General features: G+C 71.3%; 16 protein-coding genes. 6 read left to right on the top strand and 10 right to left on the bottom strand.

Annotated features, from left to right (window positions below; genetic code table 11):
• Positions 1–72: 72 nt before the first annotated feature.
• The gene (locus tag ACVJ1F_RS10780; protein ID WP_456886127.1) at positions 73–792 is read right to left on the bottom strand and encodes a class I SAM-dependent methyltransferase; all 720 of its coding nucleotides are present in this window, start codon (positions 790–792) and stop codon (positions 73–75) included.
• Positions 789–1,796 carry an NAD(P)/FAD-dependent oxidoreductase gene (locus ACVJ1F_RS10775; protein WP_456886126.1) on the bottom strand — a complete coding sequence of 336 codons (1,008 nt, stop codon included), beginning with the start codon at positions 1,794–1,796 and terminating at the stop codon, positions 789–791. Before ACVJ1F_RS10775 ends, ACVJ1F_RS10780 begins: the two co-directional genes overlap by 4 nt.
• A gap of 80 nt (positions 1,797–1,876) precedes the next feature.
• Here ACVJ1F_RS10775 and ACVJ1F_RS10770 point away from each other — a divergent pair, with 80 nt between their 5' ends.
• Entirely contained in the window at positions 1,877–2,494 is a 618-nt protein-coding gene (locus ACVJ1F_RS10770; RefSeq protein ID WP_456886124.1) for a helix-turn-helix domain-containing protein, read from the top strand.
• Between the two features lie 76 nt (positions 2,495–2,570).
• Positions 2,571–6,086, top strand: a complete 3,516-nt coding sequence (locus ACVJ1F_RS10765) for a TM0106 family RecB-like putative nuclease (RefSeq protein WP_456886122.1) — start codon at positions 2,571–2,573, stop codon at positions 6,084–6,086.
• Positions 6,087–6,117: 31 nt separating this feature from the next.
• Here the strand turns inward: ACVJ1F_RS10765 and map are convergent, their stop codons facing one another.
• Positions 6,118–6,894 (bottom strand): type I methionyl aminopeptidase, encoded by a 777-nt coding sequence (gene map / locus ACVJ1F_RS10760; RefSeq protein ID WP_159825165.1) that lies wholly within the window; start codon positions 6,892–6,894, stop codon positions 6,118–6,120.
• Positions 6,895–6,974: 80 nt separating this feature from the next.
• On the opposite strand from map, the gene ACVJ1F_RS10755 reads away from it, so the two are divergent.
• Positions 6,975–7,274 carry a helix-turn-helix transcriptional regulator gene (locus tag ACVJ1F_RS10755; RefSeq protein ID WP_267659622.1) on the top strand — a complete coding sequence of 100 codons (300 nt, stop codon included), beginning with the start codon at positions 6,975–6,977 and terminating at the stop codon, positions 7,272–7,274.
• 75 nt (positions 7,275–7,349) lie between these two features.
• Here the strand turns inward: ACVJ1F_RS10755 and tmk are convergent, their stop codons facing one another.
• Both tmk and ACVJ1F_RS10745 read right to left on the bottom strand, forming a co-directional pair.
• A complete protein-coding gene (gene tmk / locus ACVJ1F_RS10750; RefSeq protein ID WP_456886119.1) occupies positions 7,350–8,006 on the bottom strand; it encodes a dTMP kinase in 657 nt (218 codons plus the stop codon).
• 291 nt (positions 8,007–8,297) lie between these two features.
• Entirely contained in the window at positions 8,298–8,762 is a 465-nt protein-coding gene (locus ACVJ1F_RS10745) for a DIP1984 family protein (protein ID WP_456886117.1), read from the bottom strand.
• Positions 8,763–8,958: 196 nt separating this feature from the next.
• Between ACVJ1F_RS10745 and ACVJ1F_RS10740 the strand changes: the two genes are divergently transcribed.
• On the top strand, positions 8,959–9,528 hold the full coding sequence (locus tag ACVJ1F_RS10740; RefSeq protein WP_456886115.1) for a recombinase family protein: 570 nt from the start codon (positions 8,959–8,961) through the stop codon (positions 9,526–9,528).
• Between the two features lie 115 nt (positions 9,529–9,643).
• The gene (locus tag ACVJ1F_RS10735; protein WP_456886114.1) at positions 9,644–10,069 is read left to right on the top strand and encodes a hypothetical protein; all 426 of its coding nucleotides are present in this window, start codon (positions 9,644–9,646) and stop codon (positions 10,067–10,069) included.
• A 118-nt stretch (positions 10,070–10,187) separates the two neighbouring features.
• Here ACVJ1F_RS10735 and ACVJ1F_RS10730 read toward each other — a convergent pair whose 3' ends face one another.
• The 5 genes from ACVJ1F_RS10730 to ACVJ1F_RS10710 all read right to left on the bottom strand — a co-directional run bounded on the left by ACVJ1F_RS10730 (position 10,188) and on the right by ACVJ1F_RS10710 (position 12,852).
• A complete protein-coding gene (locus ACVJ1F_RS10730) occupies positions 10,188–11,147 on the bottom strand; it encodes a proline dehydrogenase family protein (protein WP_456886112.1) in 960 nt (319 codons plus the stop codon).
• A gap of 112 nt (positions 11,148–11,259) precedes the next feature.
• The gene (locus ACVJ1F_RS10725; RefSeq protein ID WP_456886110.1) at positions 11,260–11,412 is read right to left on the bottom strand and encodes a hypothetical protein; all 153 of its coding nucleotides are present in this window, start codon (positions 11,410–11,412) and stop codon (positions 11,260–11,262) included.
• 107 nt (positions 11,413–11,519) lie between these two features.
• Positions 11,520–12,056, bottom strand: coding sequence for a phosphoribosyltransferase family protein (locus ACVJ1F_RS10720; protein ID WP_456886108.1), 537 nt, complete (start codon positions 12,054–12,056; stop codon positions 11,520–11,522).
• 131 nt (positions 12,057–12,187) lie between these two features.
• Entirely contained in the window at positions 12,188–12,445 is a 258-nt protein-coding gene (locus ACVJ1F_RS10715; RefSeq protein ID WP_456886106.1) for a hypothetical protein, read from the bottom strand.
• Positions 12,442–12,852 carry a DUF7882 family protein gene (locus ACVJ1F_RS10710; protein ID WP_456886104.1) on the bottom strand — a complete coding sequence of 137 codons (411 nt, stop codon included), beginning with the start codon at positions 12,850–12,852 and terminating at the stop codon, positions 12,442–12,444. The genes ACVJ1F_RS10715 and ACVJ1F_RS10710 overlap by 4 nt, the downstream gene beginning before the upstream one ends.
• A 414-nt stretch (positions 12,853–13,266) precedes the next feature.
• Between ACVJ1F_RS10710 and ACVJ1F_RS10705 the strand changes: the two genes are divergently transcribed.
• Positions 13,267–15,288: a serine hydrolase domain-containing protein gene (locus ACVJ1F_RS10705; protein WP_456886102.1), complete on the top strand. Its 2,022-nt coding sequence runs from the start codon at positions 13,267–13,269 to the stop codon at positions 15,286–15,288.
• Positions 15,289–15,951 lie beyond the last annotated feature (663 nt).

Raw genomic sequence — 15,951 nt, 5'->3', positions numbered from 1 at the left:
GACGCCCGTGCCGGACGGACCCGCCCGTCCTGCGTGCGGCCGCGTCCGCGTGCCGCCCGGGCGGCGCCGACCTCAGCCGTCCCGGCGCGTGGCGCGGACGACCACGTCGGCCACGTGCCAGACCTCCCCGTCGGGGCCCGTCATGTCACGCGGGCGCACCTCGGCGACGTCGACCCGCCACGAGTCGGGGGAGAGCCTGCCGACCACCTCGCCGACGGTGAAGAGCATGCCCGGGTCGCCGTGCTTCCCGGCGCCGCCCGGCAGGGCGTCGACGTCGTGGCCGACGATCAGCAGGGTGCCGCCCGGTGCCACGCCGTCGGCCAGTGCCGGGAACAGCCGCTCGCGGTCGGTGGGCGGCAGGTGCATGAAGTGCGCCGTGACGAGGTCGAAGGAGGCGCGGGTCGGGCTCCACTCCGTCAGGTCCGCCTGCTGCCAGGTGAGGTGGGCCGGGTCGACGTCTTCCTGCTCGCGGGCGAGCGCGGCCGCCTTGTCGAGGGCGTTCTGCGAGATGTCGACGCCCGTGACCCGCCAGCCCCGCGAGGCGAGCCAGAGGGCGTCGCCGCCCTCGCCGCTGCCGACGTCGAGTGCGCGACCGGGCGCCAGCTGGGCGACCTCGGCGACGAGGGCGGCGTTGGGGCGTCCGCTCCAGGCGCGGCCGGGCTGCCCGTAGCGGTCCTCCCAGTAGTCACGGCCGAAGACGGGGTGGGCGTGCCCGTTCCCGTGTCGCTCCTGCCTCTGCTCCTGCTCGAGCTCGTGGTGGTGCTGCTGCTGCCCTCGCTCCGCCTCGCTCATGCGTCGATCCTCTCCCCGGTGCGCAGGGCGGCGACGGCCGCCGCGACCTCGTCCGTCACCAGGTCCATGTTGATCGCTGCACCGGCCATCGTGCCCGCCGCGGCCGCCGCGACGACCTGCGCCATCGGCTCGGTGACGTTGCCGGCGAGCCAGACCCCCGGCACGGACGATCGGCCGGTGAGCGGCTCGATCGTGGCGAGGTGGGTGCCGACGCCGGCGGGGTGCTCGGTCGCCTCGAGTCCGAGGTCGGCGAGGAAGTCCGCCCTCGAGCGCACCCGGGCCATGACGGCCAGGGCGCCGACGTCGACCGTGCGACCGTCGTCGAGCGTCACGCCGGTGAGGGCGTCGTCCTCGACCCGGAGGCGCGCGACCGGGCCGTCGACCACGGTGACCCCGCGGGCCCGCAACTGCTCGGCCTGCTCGTCGTCGGGGGTGAACGAGGCGTTGGTGAACAGGACGATCTCGCGGCTCCACTGCCCGAAGAGCAGGGCCTGGTGCATCGCGAACGGGCTCGTGGCCAGCACGCCGATCACGCGGTCCTGCACCTCCCAGCCGTGGCAGTACGGGCAGTGCACGGCGTCGCGGCCCCAGCGCTCGGCGAGGCCGTCGACGGCGGGCAGCTCGTCGACGAGGCCGGACGTCACCAGGAGGCGCCGGGCGCGCACCTCGGACGCGTCACCGCCCCTGCCGGTGACGGTCACGACGAAGGGGGCGACGGGGTCGTCGTCGCGGCGGACGCGGGTCACGGTGCCCGACGTGATCGCGCCTCCGTACGCCCCGACCTCGGCGCGACCGAGGCGGGTGAGCTCGCGCGGGGCGACGCCGTCGTGGGTGAGGAACGCGTGGACGCCCTCGGCGGGAGCGTTGCGGGGCCGGTCGTCGTCGACGACGAGCACGGTGCGGCGGGCGCGGACGAGCGACAGGGCGCCGCTGAGTCCGGCGGGACCGCCGCCGATCACGACGACGTTGTGGACGGCGCCGACCGGGTGGGTGTTCTGGTTCATGGTGTGACCTCCTGACCCGATCCTGCGACCTGGGTCAGCGGGCTGGCAAGCTGTGTTGCCGAAGTGGCAAGATGACCGGCATGGACCACCCCACGAACGCCCCCGGTGCCGACGCCCCGAGCACCGGCGACGTCCTCGCCGCGGTCGGCCCGCGCCTCCGTGCCCTGCGCGCGCGGCGCGGCGTGACCCTCGCCGAACTGGGGGAGCGGACCGGCATCTCGGTCAGCACCCTGTCCCGGCTCGAGTCCGGGCTCCGGCGGCCGACCCTCGAACAGCTGTTGCCGCTCGCCCGCGAGCACGGGGTGCCGCTCGACGACCTCGTCGGCGCTCCCGAGACCGGCGACCCCCGCGTGCACCTCACGCCGCGGCAACAGCACGGCATGACGGTCGTTCCGCTCTCGCGCGGCGGCGGCGCGATCCAGGCCTTCAAGATGGTCATCCCCGCCGATTCGCCCCGGACCGAGCCGGTGCTCCGCACGCACGAGGGCTACGACTGGCTGTACGTGCTGCGCGGACGCATCCGGCTCGTGCTGGGCGACCTCGACCTCGTGCTGCCCGCGGGCGAGGCGGCCGAGTTCGACACGCGCACGCCGCACTGGTTCGGCCGGGCCGACGACCGGGCCGTCGAGGTGCTCAGCCTGTTCGGTCGGCAGGGCGAGCGGCTGCACCTGCGGACCGCGCCCGGCTCACCCGCGTGAGGCGTCCCGGGGTGTCGGTGGCGCCTCCTAGGCTCGGGGCGGGCGTCCAGGCCGCGTCCCGACAGAAGGAGTCCGCGTGTACCTCGACGACGACCGGGTGGTCACCAGCCCGTCCGACCTGACGACCTGGGCCGCGTGCGAGTGGTCGTTCCTCCGACGGCTCGACGCGAAGCTCGGCCGGGTCGACGCCGTCGCCGACGCGTCCGACGACATGCTCGACCGCACGGCCCGGCTCGGCGACGCGCACGAGCTCCGGTACCTCGAGGCGCTGCGGGCGACCCGTGACGTCGTCGAGTTCGACCGTCCGGCCCCGTCGGGCTACGCGGCGGCCGCCGAGGAGGCGCGGGTCGCCATGGCCTCCGGGGCCGACGTGCTCTTCCAGGCGACGTTCTTCGACGGATCGTTCATCGGCTTCAGCGACTTCGTGGTGCGCACCGACGACGGCACCTACGAGGTCTACGACACGAAGCTCGCCCGCCACGCGAAGATCCCCGCGCTGCTGCAGGTCGCGGCCTACACCGACCAGATCCGGGCGCTCGGGCTGCCGTCGGCCGACACCGTGCGCCTCGTGCTCGGCGACGGCAGCGAGAGCGTGCACGACGTCGCCGACGTGCTGCCGGTCTACCGGGTCCAGCGTGACCGGCTGCGGGCCGCCCTCGCCGAGCGGCTCGCCGCCGAGGGGCCGCTCGCCTGGGGCGACCCGGGCGTCACCGCCTGCGGGCACTGCACGGCCTGCCAGGCCCAGGTCGACGAGCACCGCGACCTCGTGCTCGTCGCCGGCCTGCGCGGCGAGCAACGTCAGCGGCTGCACCTGGCCGGCGTCGTCACGATCGACGAGCTCGCCGGGTCGGACGGGCCCGTCGCCGGCATCGGGGCGACGGCCCTCGCCCGGCTGCGGGGGCAGGCCCGGGTGCAGCTCGCCACCGAGCGCGACCACACCGGCGCGCCCGCGGTCGAGGTCGTCGACGCCGACGCCCTGCGGACGATCCCGCGGCCCGACGCCGGCGACGTCTTCTTCGACTTCGAGGGCGACCCGCTCTACACCGAGGGCGACGGGCGGGCCTGGGGCCTCGACTACCTCTTCGGGCTGGTCGAGGCCGACGGCACCTTCCGGGCCTTCTGGGCGCACGACTTCGCGGGTGAGCGGCAGGCGCTGATCGACTTCCTCGACTACCTCGCCGAGCGCCGCCGGCGATTCCCCGACCTGCACGTGTACCACTACGCCTCGTACGAGCGCAGCCACCTGCTCTCGCTGGCGGCCCGCCACGGCGTCGGCGAGGACGCGGTCGACGACCTGCTCCGCGACGGCGTGCTCGTCGACCTCTACCCGGTCGTGCGGCAGGCGTTGCTCGTCGGGTCGCACAGCTACTCGCTCAAGAAGCTCGAGCCGCTCTACATGGGTGACGACCTCCGGCAGAGCGACGTCAAGACGGCCACCGCCAGCATCACGATGTACGTCGACGCCATCGCCGAACGCACCACCGGCGACGCGTCGCGGGGTGACCAGATGCTCGACGAGGTCCGCGACTACAACGAGTACGACTGCCGGTCGACCCTGCGGCTGCGCGACTGGCTGCTCGAGCTGGCCGACCGGCACGGCACCCGGGGCGACGACCCCGACCGCCCGACCGCGCCCGACCCGCTCGAACTCGCCCGCGTGCCCCGTGAGCCGAACCCGGTCGCCGTGGGCCTCGCGACGCACGTGGCCGACGTCGACCCGCTCGACCGCACCCCCGACCAGACGGCCATCGCCCTCGCGGCGTCGGCCATCGACTACCACCGCCGCGAGGCCAAGACGTTCTGGCAAGAGCACTTCGACCGCCTCCGCGATCCGGTCGACGACTGGGCCGACACCCGCGACGTGTTCGTGGTCGAGACGGCGTCGGTCGAGCGCGAGTGGCAGAAGCTGCCCCGGGCCCGCAAGCTCAGCCGCGAGGTGCGGCTGCGCGGCCGCCTCGCACCCGGCAGTCGCCTGAGCGAAGGAGGCGCGCCCTACGCCGTCTACGACGCGCCCGTCCCCCCCGGGGTCGCCTCGCTCGGCCCCGCGCTGCGGGGTGCCGTCGGGTCGACGGTGGTCGAGGCCGGCCCGAACGGCGACCGGCACGAGGTCGTGCTGCTCGAGCGCGTCACCGGCGACGACGACCGGCACGACGCGTTCCCGGTCGCGCTGACGCCCGCCGCGCCTCCCCGGGCCACTCCGCAGCCCGAGGCGATCGCCGAATGGGGTGGGCACGTGCTCGACGCCCTGCCCGAGATGCTGCCCGACCCGGCGTTCGACCTGCTGCGGCGGCAGCCGCCGCGTCGGCGGTCGGGTGGCGGGCCCGCACGCGTGGTCGGGAACGACACCGTCTCGGCCGTCGTCGAGACCCTGCTCGACCTCGACCGCTCGTACCTCGCCGTCCAGGGCCCTCCCGGCACGGGCAAGACCTACGTCGGTTCGCGGGTCGTCGCCCGGCTCGTTCGTGAGCACGGTTGGCGCGTAGGGGTCGTCGGGCAGTCGCACGCCGTGGTCGAGAACGTCCTGCGGGCGGTCATCACGGCCGGGGTCGATCCCGAGCGCGTGGGCAAGGTGCCGAAGTCGGGCACGACCGCCGAGCAGGCCGACGAGCAGCCCTGGCGTGCCCTGAAGTCCGGCGGTGAGGCCGCGTTCCTCGCCGAGGCCGACGGTGGCGCGGGCGGTGCCGGGGTCGACGGCGGCGGGCAGGCCGTGGGGGCCGTGTTCGGGGCCACCGCCTGGGGGTTCGCCAACGCCGACAAGGTGGCCCGCGCCTCCCTCGACCTGCTGGTCGTCGACGAGGCCGGGCAGTTCTCCCTCGCCTCGACCGTGGCGGCCTCGGTCGCCGCGACGCGGTTGCTGCTGCTCGGCGATCCGCAGCAGCTGCCGCAGGTCAGCCAGGGCAGCCACCCCGAGCCGGTCGACGAGTCGGCCCTCGGCTGGTTGGCCGACGGCCACGACGTGCTTCCGGCCGCGTACGGCTACTTCCTCGCCACCACCTGGCGCATGCATCCGGCGCTGTGCGCCCCGGTCAGCGAGCTGTCCTACGGCGGGGCACTGACCGCCCATGCCTCCGACCGCCGGCTCGAGGGCGTCGCACCCGGCCTGCACGTCGAACCGGTGACGCACGTCGGCAACACGACCTCGTCGGTCGAGGAGGCCCGGGCGGTCGTCGAGATCGTGCGGTCGGTCGTCGGGCTCGACTGGTCGGACGCCGACGGCACCCGGCCCCTGACCGCGGCCGACGTCATCGTCGTCGCGCCGTACAACGCCCACGGCGCCGTGCTGCGCGAACACCTCGACGCGGCCGGCTTCGACGAGACACCCGTCGGCACGGTCGACCTGTTCCAGGGGCAGGAGGCCGTCGTGGCCGTCGTCTCGCTGGCGGCGTCGAGTGCCGCCGACATCCCGCGCGGGCTGGACTTCCTGCTGATGCCGAACCGGTTGAACGTGGCCTTGTCGCGGGCGAAGTGGGCGGCGTTCCTGGTGCACTCCCCGCTGCTCGCGACGGGCTTGCCCACCTCGATCGCGGGGCTCGGGCTGCTGAGCGGGTTCCTGCGCCTGACCGGGCAGGGCCAGCCGGCCGTCGAGGGTTGAGCCGGTCCGTGCGGAGGGGCTGGCGGTCGGGCTAGCGGACGGGGCGCCGCGTCAGCACCTCGGCGCCGTCCTCGGTGATGGCGATCGTGTGCTCGCTGTGGGCCGTCCGGCAGCCCGTCGCGCTGCGCAGCGTCCAGCCGTCGGCGTCCGTGACGAGCTCGTCGGTGTCGGTCATCACCCACGGTTCGAGCGCGAGCAACAGCCCGGGCCGCAGGCGGTAGCCCCGCCCCGGGCGCCCGGTGTTCGACACGTGCGGGTCCTGGTGCATGGTCGAGCCGATGCCGTGGCCGCCGAATTCGACGTTGATCGGGTAGCCCGCGTCCGACAGCACCGAGCCGATCGCGTGCGACAGGTCGCCGATGCGCGCCCCTGGCCCGGCCGCCGCGATGCCGGCCTCGAGCGCCCGCTCGGTCGTCTCGATCAGGCGGACGCTCTCGGCCGGACGGGAGTCGCCCACGACGAAGCTCACCGCCGAGTCGGCCGCCACCCCGTCGAGCACGACGGCGAGGTCGAGCGTCAGCAGGTCGCCGTCGACGAGTCGTCGGTCGTGCGGCAGCCCGTGCAGCACGGCGTCGTTCACGGCCGTGCAGACGTAGTGGCCGAAGGGGCCCCGGCCGAACGACGGCGCGTAGTCGACGTAGCAGGAGACCGCCCCGGCCTCGTCGATCATCGTCTGGGTCCACGAGTCGACGTCGAGCAGGTTCGTGCCGACGGTCACCCGGTCGCGCAGCGTCTGCAGGATGGTGCCGACGAGTGCGCCGGTCGCCCGGGCCCGTTCGATCTCGGAGGGGTTCAAGATCTCGATCATGGGTGTCCTGCCGTTCGCGTGCCGAAGATCATCCCGGTAAAGGTATCCCACTCGGGCCGTCGGCGCACTACGCTCGGGGCATGGTCCGTCTGCCGCTCACGCCCGCCGAGATCGAACGCGGTCGCCGCCTCGGGGTGCTGTTGAGGCGGGCCCGTGGCTCCCGGCCGATGCTGCAGGTCGCCCTGGACGCCGGGCTGTCGCCCGAGACCCTGCGCAAGATCGAGACCGGTCGCGTGGCGACCCCGGCCTTCTCGACGATCGCCGCGATCGCCGCCGTCGTCGAGGTGTCGCTCGACGACGTCTGGGCCGAGATCACGCGCGACGGAGCCGGGGGAGCAGCCGACGCACCGTCCGTCGTCGACGCGGCCCGCGCCTCCTGACCCCGTCGGGGTGTCGCTCACGTGCCGGGGCGAGCGTCCCGTCGGGACGCCTCGGCCACCCGAGGAGGCGCGGTGTCAGCCCTGCGGACGCGCCAGCGACCCGAGGTCGAGCCGGGTCGACACCTCGTGCCAGACGGCGTCGGCGAGTTCGTCGGTCGAACGGTCGGCGTCGACCGTGACGACGACCTCGTCGGCCCGCTCGATGGCCTCGGCGTAGCGTTCGCGGGCTGCCCGGAGCCGCTCGTCGACCTCGAACCGGTCGGTCGTCGTGCGTCCGCTGGCGAGGCGCTCGAGGGCGACCTCGGGCGAGACGTCGAGGTAGATCGTCAGGTCGGGCAGCATCATGTCGGTGCTGATGGAGTTCGACGAGGCGATCCAGTCGCTGCCCACGTCGGACGCCTGGTAGGCCTGTGACGACAGGTGGTACCGGTCGCAGAGGACGGTCGTGCCCCGCTCGACGATGCCGAGCATGCCGTCGTGGGCGTTGGTGATGTGGTCGAGGCGGTCGGCGACGAAGAGCGACGCGATGACGCGGTCGTCCAGGTCGACCCGGCGGTTGAAGCCGTTGCGGATCAACGTGCCGACGGGGCCGTTCGTCGGCTCGGCCGTTTGGTGCACCGGCACCGCCGCGTCCTGGAGGCGGGCGGCGAGCAGACGCGCCTGCGTCGACTTGCCCGACCCGTCGATGCCCTCGAACACGATGAACGCCCCACGGGCTGCCTGATCCGTCACCCGGCGAGCCTATCGATCGTCGCACCCGCCGCGGGACGGACCGCGACGCGGACGTCTGCCGACGGAGGCAGCCCCAGGAGGCGCGGTGAGGTCCCCGATCCCGCCCTCGACGTCTCCGGTCAGCACACGGTGATGAACGATGCAGGGTGCGCGGTCACCGGTGATCGGTGCGGGGCTGAGTGGTGACGACGTGAGTCGTGGCGCTGCCCTCCGCGCCTGCAGGGTGACCGGGATGACCGCCGGTCGCGGTTCGTGCTCGCCCCGGTGACGTCTACCGACTCACCGCGCAGGTCAGTTCTGCAGTTCGGCCTCCCAGTTGGTCTTCTGGATCTCGACGTCGAGTTCGCGGAGGTCCTTGGCGACGGCGTCGGCACGGTCCCGCAGCTCGGCGACCGGCAGGGCCGAGAACATCCGGAGCTCGCTGCGCAGCTGGCGGTAGCCGCCGGAGGCGCCGCGGGCCGCGTCGGAGGCGGTCATGAGCAGGGCGTGGGTGGCGCGCAGGGTCTCGCGGCGGGCCAGGGCAGCGGTCATCGTGCTGCCGTCGGCGAGGGTCGTGCGGGCGTTGGTGAGGTTGATGCGCACGACGAGCGACTCGAGGACGTCGAGGGTGTCGACCGCCTGGCGCAGCAGCTCGGCGGCGTCCTCGGTGGGCTCTTCGCCCTCCTGGTAGCGGGCGTTCGCGGTGACGCGATCACGCAGCTGGTCGACCCGGCGCTGGGCGTCGGACCGTTGCAGGAGGGCTTCGGCGAGCTTCATGATGAGAAATCCTACGCAGGTCGGGTGCGCGGCGCGTCGTGCGTGTCGCCGGCGCCCGGTCGCCGGTCGTTCATCGGGACACCTTTTGGCGCTCGATCTGGTCGGCGGAGGTTAAGTGGCACCTGGCCTGCGGATTCGCGTATGCCTGTCCCGCAAAATTGCCCGGTGATGGGGGCTTGAACGCTACAGTCGCTTCATGCTCATCGGCTACGCCCGCGTGTCAACGTCCGGACAGGATCTCGCAGCACAACGCGACGGTCTTGCAGCACTTGGTGTTGACGATCAACACGTGCATGTTGACCATGGTCTCTCGGGCACGACTCGAGCCCGGCCGGGCCTCCGCGAAGCGTTGGCCGCGTGTCGCGCCGGCGACGTCCTGGTCGTCACGAAGCTCGACCGTCTCGCTCGATCTCTGCGCGACGCTACCGACATCGCGGACGAGCTCACGAAGAAGGGCGTCGCCCTGAACCTCGGGGGAGCGGTCTACGACCCCACCAACCCCGTCGGCCGGCTCCTGTTCAACGTCCTCGGCATGGTCGCCGAATTCGAGGCCGACCTCATCCGTGCCCGCACCCGGGAGGGCATGGCGATCGCCAAGGCCGCCGGCAAGCTCCGCGGCCGCAAGCCCAAGCTCACCCCCTCTCAAGAGAAGCACCTCGTGCAGCTGCACCGCACCGGCGCCCACACGACGAGCGAGATCGCTGAGCTCTTCGGCGTTGCCCGCTCAACCGTTTACCGCGCCATCCAGCGAGCCGAGCAGGCGTAGATACGGTCAGGGAGCCGACTCGACGCCGCAAAAGTGGCAAAGGTGCCTGAACTCAGGCGCATTCTTGGGTGCGCGTTGAGGCCTTACTGTCGTCAATATAAAGACAGGGAGAACGATGCTCTACCTTGAGATCGACCCGCCCGCCGGCCTATTTGCACCTCGACGCCTACGAGACGATGAGCGTCAGCTGGTTTTTACGCATGTGGGCACTTTTGACAGAGCTACCGTCGATGCTTTCGAGTTGCAGTGGGGCGAACTTCATATTCCATTTACGGCGCGATACGAGCGACGAAGTCGAGCCGATGGCACCACTTTCCTTGTCTACCGGGAGCTCCAGAACGATGGCATGGCGGCCAGCGCTCCGGGCTTCTCTGGTGTCTTGGCCACGCTCGGAGGGGACGATCGAGTGTCTGCCACGCGACTGGCGACGGAATGCGTCCTGGCCTTTGGTCAGGCGTACGACGGTCTCGAAGCGCCAGTCGGCGCCTACGCAGTGGAGACGCCCGACGGGTTGTTCTCGCTGACGGACTTCGGCTACTGAACTGATGATGAACTGCCGACCACCTAGCGCGGAAGCGCTCTCATCACCTCGGAGCTGACCCCGCCCGGCAAGCGATCGTGCACCGGGCTGCGGCCAGACGGATTCGTCAGGGCCCGCGTCAGGGCCTTCCGGTGATGTCGAGGTCCGCGAGAGCATCGAGGACGCGCTCGGGGTGTTCGGCCATCCGGTTCAGGACGTAGAGCCACCATTCGGGGCCGTAGACGACGTACTCGCGGGTGGTGAACCCGTCGTGACGCAGGGAGTCGAGCAGTTCGGTACCGAGGCCCTGCAGCATCTCGAACTCGACGTGCTCGGCCATGAGGTCGGTGCCCAACGTGTCGCGCAACGACGAGACCAGAAGCGGGTCGTGGGTGGCGAGATTCACTCGGTGTCCCGAGCCCACCAGGCGTCTCGCGGCCTCGAGGTAGGCCGTGGTCAGGGGCTCGCTGTCTCGGGCGTAGGCGACGTCGGCGGATTCGAGGAACGCGCCTTTGACGAGGCGGATGGGCCCGGGGCGCTGGATGAGCCGGTCGAGATCCCCGGGGGTGCGGTGGAGACGGGCCTGGAGGGTGACGCCGGTCTCGGGGAACTCGTCGGCGATCTGGTCCGTGATCGAGAGGACGAGATCCGTGCGGTCGGACCCCTCGGCGGAGATCATGATCGACGTGCCCGCCTCGCGGGCTGCGCGGGCGATGGCGCGGCCGTTTCGCAAACCGACCTCGGGCGACACGACGGCACCCACATGTGACAGGTCGAAGGAGATTGTCGCCCGTCCGGGAACCTGCCCCAGACGATGGGCCAGATCGACGAACTCGTCGGTTTGCTGATCGGCGACGGCCTCGTCCCGGATCGACTCGCCGACGAGTTCGACGCTGCCGAGGTGGCCACGGGACGTGTTCGCCTCGAGCAGCGCCACTGCCGCGTCGACGTCCGAGCCGGCGGTGTAGCGGCGGGCGATCTTCGCCGCCATGGTCGCCAGTGCGGGGTTCGCGAGCGTGCGTGCTTTGAGGTCTTCGTCGAGGGCGAAGGCCCGGAGGGTGTCGGCCGCGCGTCGCAGGGTGTTGTCGCTCGTGGTCATCAGAAGAACCTAGCGAATCTCTCTAAACGCAGACGCCCGGGGAGCCTCGGTCGAATCCGGTCCTGATCGGAGATGAACCGTCTTCCATCCGAGACGCCCGATAAGGGATCGTCTAGCGGGGCCTCTCGGGAGGATCAGGCTGCTGCTGCTGCTGTTGCTGCTCTTCCTCGAAGGCCCTGAGCTTCTTCAGCTTCGCCCACGGGTAGAAACCGATCCACGCCACCGAAGCGATGGCGGCTCCCATGATCATCGAGCTCGTGTCCATGGTTCGACGGTACGTGCGGTTCGGCGGTCACGGATCAGCCGTGTGGTGGAGTCTGGTCGACGGCGGCTCTCGCAAGGGGGCTTGATGGCCGATCGCAGAGTCAGGGGCTACAACTCGGATGCGCGGACGAGTCCTGTGATGGTCGGCAGTTCCGCGTGGGCCACGGCGCCGGCCTCATCGACGATCACCGCGGCGGAGACGAGCAGGGCGTCGCAGTCGGCGACCAATGCCTTGGTCGCGATCGCCTGGCTTCCCGTCTCGATCCAATCGTCGACCAGGACGACGCGCTGGCCGGGTGACATCAGGTCTCGCCGTGCGGACAGGGTTCGTCGGTTGCCCCGGTAGTCCGGCCCGGTCATTCGCTCGACCTTCGGGCCGGGGAAGAGGGCGCCGTCTCTGCGGACGGGGGCGAACCCGGTGCCGAGCGCGAGTGCCACGGCGGGTGCGAGGACGAAGCCCCTGGACTCGATGCCGATGATCACGTCCGGTCGCTCTGACTCGACGAGCGCGGCCAGGCCTGCAACGACCAGTGCGAGACTCTCCGCCGATCGGAGCATCGACCAGGTGTCGGCGTCGCCCTCCATCCACCGGAAACGCTCTAGCACGGCCTGGCGTCCGGCGAGGATCGCGCCTTCTTCGTTCACCCGTCCGAAGCTAGCCGCTCAGATGAATTGAGTCGTCCCGAATGGGGATCGCTGGCCGGTCATGATCTGCTTGGAGGCTGTCGAGACTGCCACAGTTCCCCCACCGTGGGCACCGCGGTCGAGGGCTCCGCTCACGGCCTGTTGCGTCTGACTCTGGTCCATTTGTGCCACGGACCAAGCGACGGCGACTTAGAGCGGGGAGTCGTCGCGGTGGGCTGGTTGCCTCGGTTCTGCCAGGTGATGAACTCGCGGTGCAGAGCAGCACTGTCTTCGTAGATGCCCCGCGCGTCGTCCTGACCGATGTCGAGTCCGAGCTGGCGCCGCTGCACCCGGCTCAGGAAGTGTTGCTTGACGGTCGCGAACTCGACGTCGATGGCACCCGAGGTCACGACGACAGCTCCACGGGCGCCCTTACCCGAGTGGCCGCGATCCGGTCACTGCCAGCACCAGCGATCACTGTGCCGTGGGGCTGGGAGTACTTCTTCGGGGCGAGGGTCGGGACGTCCCCGGCCTCGGTGGTGACGACGAGGCCGCGGGAGCTCTCGGCGGAGTCCGCCAACTCGCGCAACCACCGCTCGTTGATTGCAGGTACACGGCTGCCGTCGAACTTGAAGTAGATGAGCACTTGGGGATGCATCCAGATCGCGCTCCGGCCGGACCCGGCCTCAACACTGTCCTTGCAGGACATCAGGAACGCCTCGCCGCGGCGGAGCTTGTTGACGATGACGATCTGGAGGTGCGTGAGGGTGCGGTCGTCGACGACGACCACGAGCCCGTCGTAGCTGATGGAGCCCATGAGTGGTCCGTTCAGACCACCGAGATGAATGGGGCAACGCACCGTTTCCCGAGACACCCGGGGTCTGGGGATGCCTCATGAACATTCAATCAACGCTCGGTAGGCGCGACTCTATCCGCAAAGCAGCCCTGCGCAAGGGGCCTCGTCTGCGACTTCACGCCTCCGCTGCCCCAAAGGCCCGGTTGCATGAAAGCCTCCTCGATACCGGCCATCTGTTGGGCGATCAGGAACTCCACGGTGTCCGATAGACGATCGTCCCGTGGGACGCCCTGAACCTCTCGACTCTTCCCGTTGCGGCCCTGTGTCTTAGCAAGGCCAGCCAGCGATCAAGTATCTGAGGCTTCGTCGCGGACCGATATGGTCATCGAGGTGCGACGCCCGGTCCGCCCTCGCTCGCGCCCCAGGAGAACGCCCGTGACGAACGCCCGCCTCAGGACCGCAGGAGGCGTGGTCTCGACGCTACTGGCCTGCCTGCTCGTGGCATCCTGCGCCACCGCGCCTCGCGCCTCCGTCGTCCCGGGCCTCGGGGGAGGCGCCTCCGAGCTGACGACCGCCGAGGCGAATGCCTGGCTCGACGGGTTCGTCCCGGCCGCCCTCGAGCGGGAGAACATCGTCGGCGCGACCGTCTCGATCGTCGCCGACGGCGAGGTCGTCACCGAACGAGGCTGGGGCTGGTCCGACCTCGGTGACGAGCGGGCGGACCGACGTCCCGTCGATCCCGACAGCACGCTCTTCCGGATCGGGTCGATCTCGAAGGTCGTCACTGCGACCGTCGTCATGTCCCTCGTGGAGGAGGGCGTGCTCGATCTCGACGATCCCGTCCAGGACCGCCTCGACGTCACGCTGCCCCGCGCGTTCGACCGTCCGGTGACCCTGCGCCACCTGCTGAGCCACACCGCGGGCTTCGAGGACGAGCTGGCTGGCGTCATCGCAGGCCCGGGGGAGGGACCGACGACGCTGCGGGACGCCGTGTCCGTCGAGCCGCCCGAGCAGATCTACGAGCCCGGCACGACCCCCGCCTACTCGAACTGGTCGAACGGAGTCGCGGCGTACGTCGCCGAGCGGGCCACCGGACGCCCGTGGGCTGACCTCGTCCAGGAACGGGTCTTCGACCCCGCAGGCATGGTGTCCGCGACGCTCGACCAGCCCCTCTCCTCCAGCGCCGCTGCCGTGGTCTCCGGGGGCTGGGACGCCGCTGGGGCAGCGGCGGTGCCTTTCGAGATCGTCTCGCCGGCGCCCGCCGGCGCGGTCTCAGCCACGGCGTCGGACATGAGCGCGTTCATGCTCGCTCAGCTCGGGTACGCCGACGGCGTGCTCGGGCCGGAGGCCCTCGAGGAGATGCACGCACCTGCCCTCGATCGTGACGACCTCGGCGGTCTCGCTGCCGGGCCTCGCATGACGCTCGGCCTCTTCGAGGAGGACCGGAACGGACGCCGCGTCCTCGGGCACGGCGGCGACCTCACGGCCTTCCATGCCCAGATGGACCTCTGGCCCGACGACGGCGCGGGCATCTACGTCTCCCTCAACAGCACGGGCGCTCGGGGCGACGCCACGACGGCCGTGCGCGAAGCCCTGGTGGAGGGGTTTGCCGACCGGTGGTTCCCGTCGGACGCCGCGGAGGGGGCGGCCGTGACTGCCACTGAGACTGCCGGGGAGCACGCGGACGCCCTGGTGGGCAGCTACCAGGTGTCGAGGCGTGCGGAGTCGACCTTCGTCCGGCTCTTCTACGCCCTGTCGGCGGTGGACATCTCTCGAGGCCCCGGCGACTCCGTCCTGATCTCGGCTCTCACGGACACGTCGGGGGCGCCGGTCGAGCTGGTGGAGGTCGAGCCGTGGGTCTGGCAGGAGGTCGACGGAGACCGCAGGGTCGCCGTGGACCAGGTCGACGGTGCCGTCCAGGCCGTCGGGCTGAACCCAGCGTTCACCCTGCAGCCGATGCCGGCGACGCGGCAGGTGCTGCCCCTCGTCCTCGTCGCGTCCCTGGCCGTGCTGATGCTCGCCCTGATGGGCACCGTCGTGGCGGGCGGACGCCGAGTCTGGTCCGGGAGGCGTGTGACCAATTCCGCCCAGTCGCGTGCGGAGACGATCGGTCGAGTCGGGGTCGCCGTCGCCCTGCTGGCCCTCGTGGTCGCCGGCGTGCTCTGGGCCACGGTCGCGTCCGCCCTCCTCAGCGACGCCGGACCGCCTGCTGCGTTCGTGCTGCGGACGGCGCAGGTCCTGACGGCCGTCGCCGTGGCCGGGGTGCTGCCTGCGGTGGTCGTGCTCGTCGGTCGGGTGAAGCGCGCGCCTGCTGAGCGGGCTGCTGGGGGCGGGGCGCCCCCGCGCCTCCGGAAGGTCGTCGCCGTCGCCGGTCAGGCGCTGCTGGTCCTCGCGTTCGCGGGGCTCGGGTACGCCGCCCTGACCGGTGGCCTGCTGCTCCCCGACATCTCCTACTGAGGGGCGGCGGAACCGCCCGACGCAGGCCTGGGGATCGCTGCATGACCCTGCGCCGCCGACCGGAAATGAGCTGCAACGTGTTCGGGCCCCCACGTGTGACACCTCCGAAGCTGCCGGTTAGCGTAGAGGTCCGGAGAGGAGGGCTTCATGACTGTCTGGACTGTCATCGCGTTGGCGGCTGTCGCGGCCGCGGTCCTTGCATTGCTGGCACCGCACGCACGCACGAGCTCCAGCGAGGCGATACGCCTGTTCAGGTTGCCGGCCGTCACCAGTGCTGCCTCACGTCGTGCCGCCACCTGGGCCCTGACTCCACCCGCGGCACTGGCGATCGGTGTCAGCCTCATCGGTCTCGCCGTGAACGGCGGAGGACCAGGCTCAGGCGTGACGTCCTTGATCGCGTTGCTCCTTGTTGGCGCTGCCCTGGTCGCCGGCCACGTTGCGGCGCTTCGCGCCGAAGACGCATAGGCGTCAGAGCGACCCAGCCGTCGCGTTTGTCCAACATGAAGACGGTCCGCTCAGATTGGTGCCAGGGCGCTCGTCTGGTCGTCAGTGATCGCGCCCGATAGGGGATCGGCTGTCGAACAGGTCGCGTCTATGCTGGCGACGTGTCTGCCGCCGAGGTCGTCGAGCTCCTTCGAGAACGACGTGTCGCCCTCGAGGCGG

The organism is Frigoribacterium sp. 2355 (assembly GCF_054060695.1).
The sequence above is the reverse complement of the archived record's forward strand: the minus strand, read 5'-3'. Positions and strand labels throughout refer to the sequence as shown.

Coding starts and splice junctions, on each gene's coding strand:
- ACVJ1F_RS10780 (WP_456886127.1), bottom strand. CDS start 792: ATGAGCGAGGCGGAGCGAGGGCAGCAGCAGCACCACCACGAGCTCGAG.
- ACVJ1F_RS10775 (WP_456886126.1), bottom strand. CDS start 1,796: ATGAACCAGAACACCCACCCGGTCGGCGCCGTCCACAACGTCGTCGTG.
- ACVJ1F_RS10770 (WP_456886124.1), top strand. CDS start 1,877: ATGGACCACCCCACGAACGCCCCCGGTGCCGACGCCCCGAGCACCGGC.
- map (WP_159825165.1), bottom strand. CDS start 6,894: ATGATCGAGATCTTGAACCCCTCCGAGATCGAACGGGCCCGGGCGACC.
- ACVJ1F_RS10755 (WP_267659622.1), top strand. CDS start 6,975: ATGGTCCGTCTGCCGCTCACGCCCGCCGAGATCGAACGCGGTCGCCGC.
- ACVJ1F_RS10745 (WP_456886117.1), bottom strand. CDS start 8,762: ATGAAGCTCGCCGAAGCCCTCCTGCAACGGTCCGACGCCCAGCGCCGG.
- ACVJ1F_RS10740 (WP_456886115.1), top strand. CDS start 8,959: ATGCTCATCGGCTACGCCCGCGTGTCAACGTCCGGACAGGATCTCGCA.
- ACVJ1F_RS10735 (WP_456886114.1), top strand. CDS start 9,644: ATGCTCTACCTTGAGATCGACCCGCCCGCCGGCCTATTTGCACCTCGA.
- ACVJ1F_RS10730 (WP_456886112.1), bottom strand. CDS start 11,147: ATGACCACGAGCGACAACACCCTGCGACGCGCGGCCGACACCCTCCGG.
- ACVJ1F_RS10725 (WP_456886110.1), bottom strand. CDS start 11,412: ATGGACACGAGCTCGATGATCATGGGAGCCGCCATCGCTTCGGTGGCG.
- ACVJ1F_RS10710 (WP_456886104.1), bottom strand. CDS start 12,852: ATGGGCTCCATCAGCTACGACGGGCTCGTGGTCGTCGTCGACGACCGC.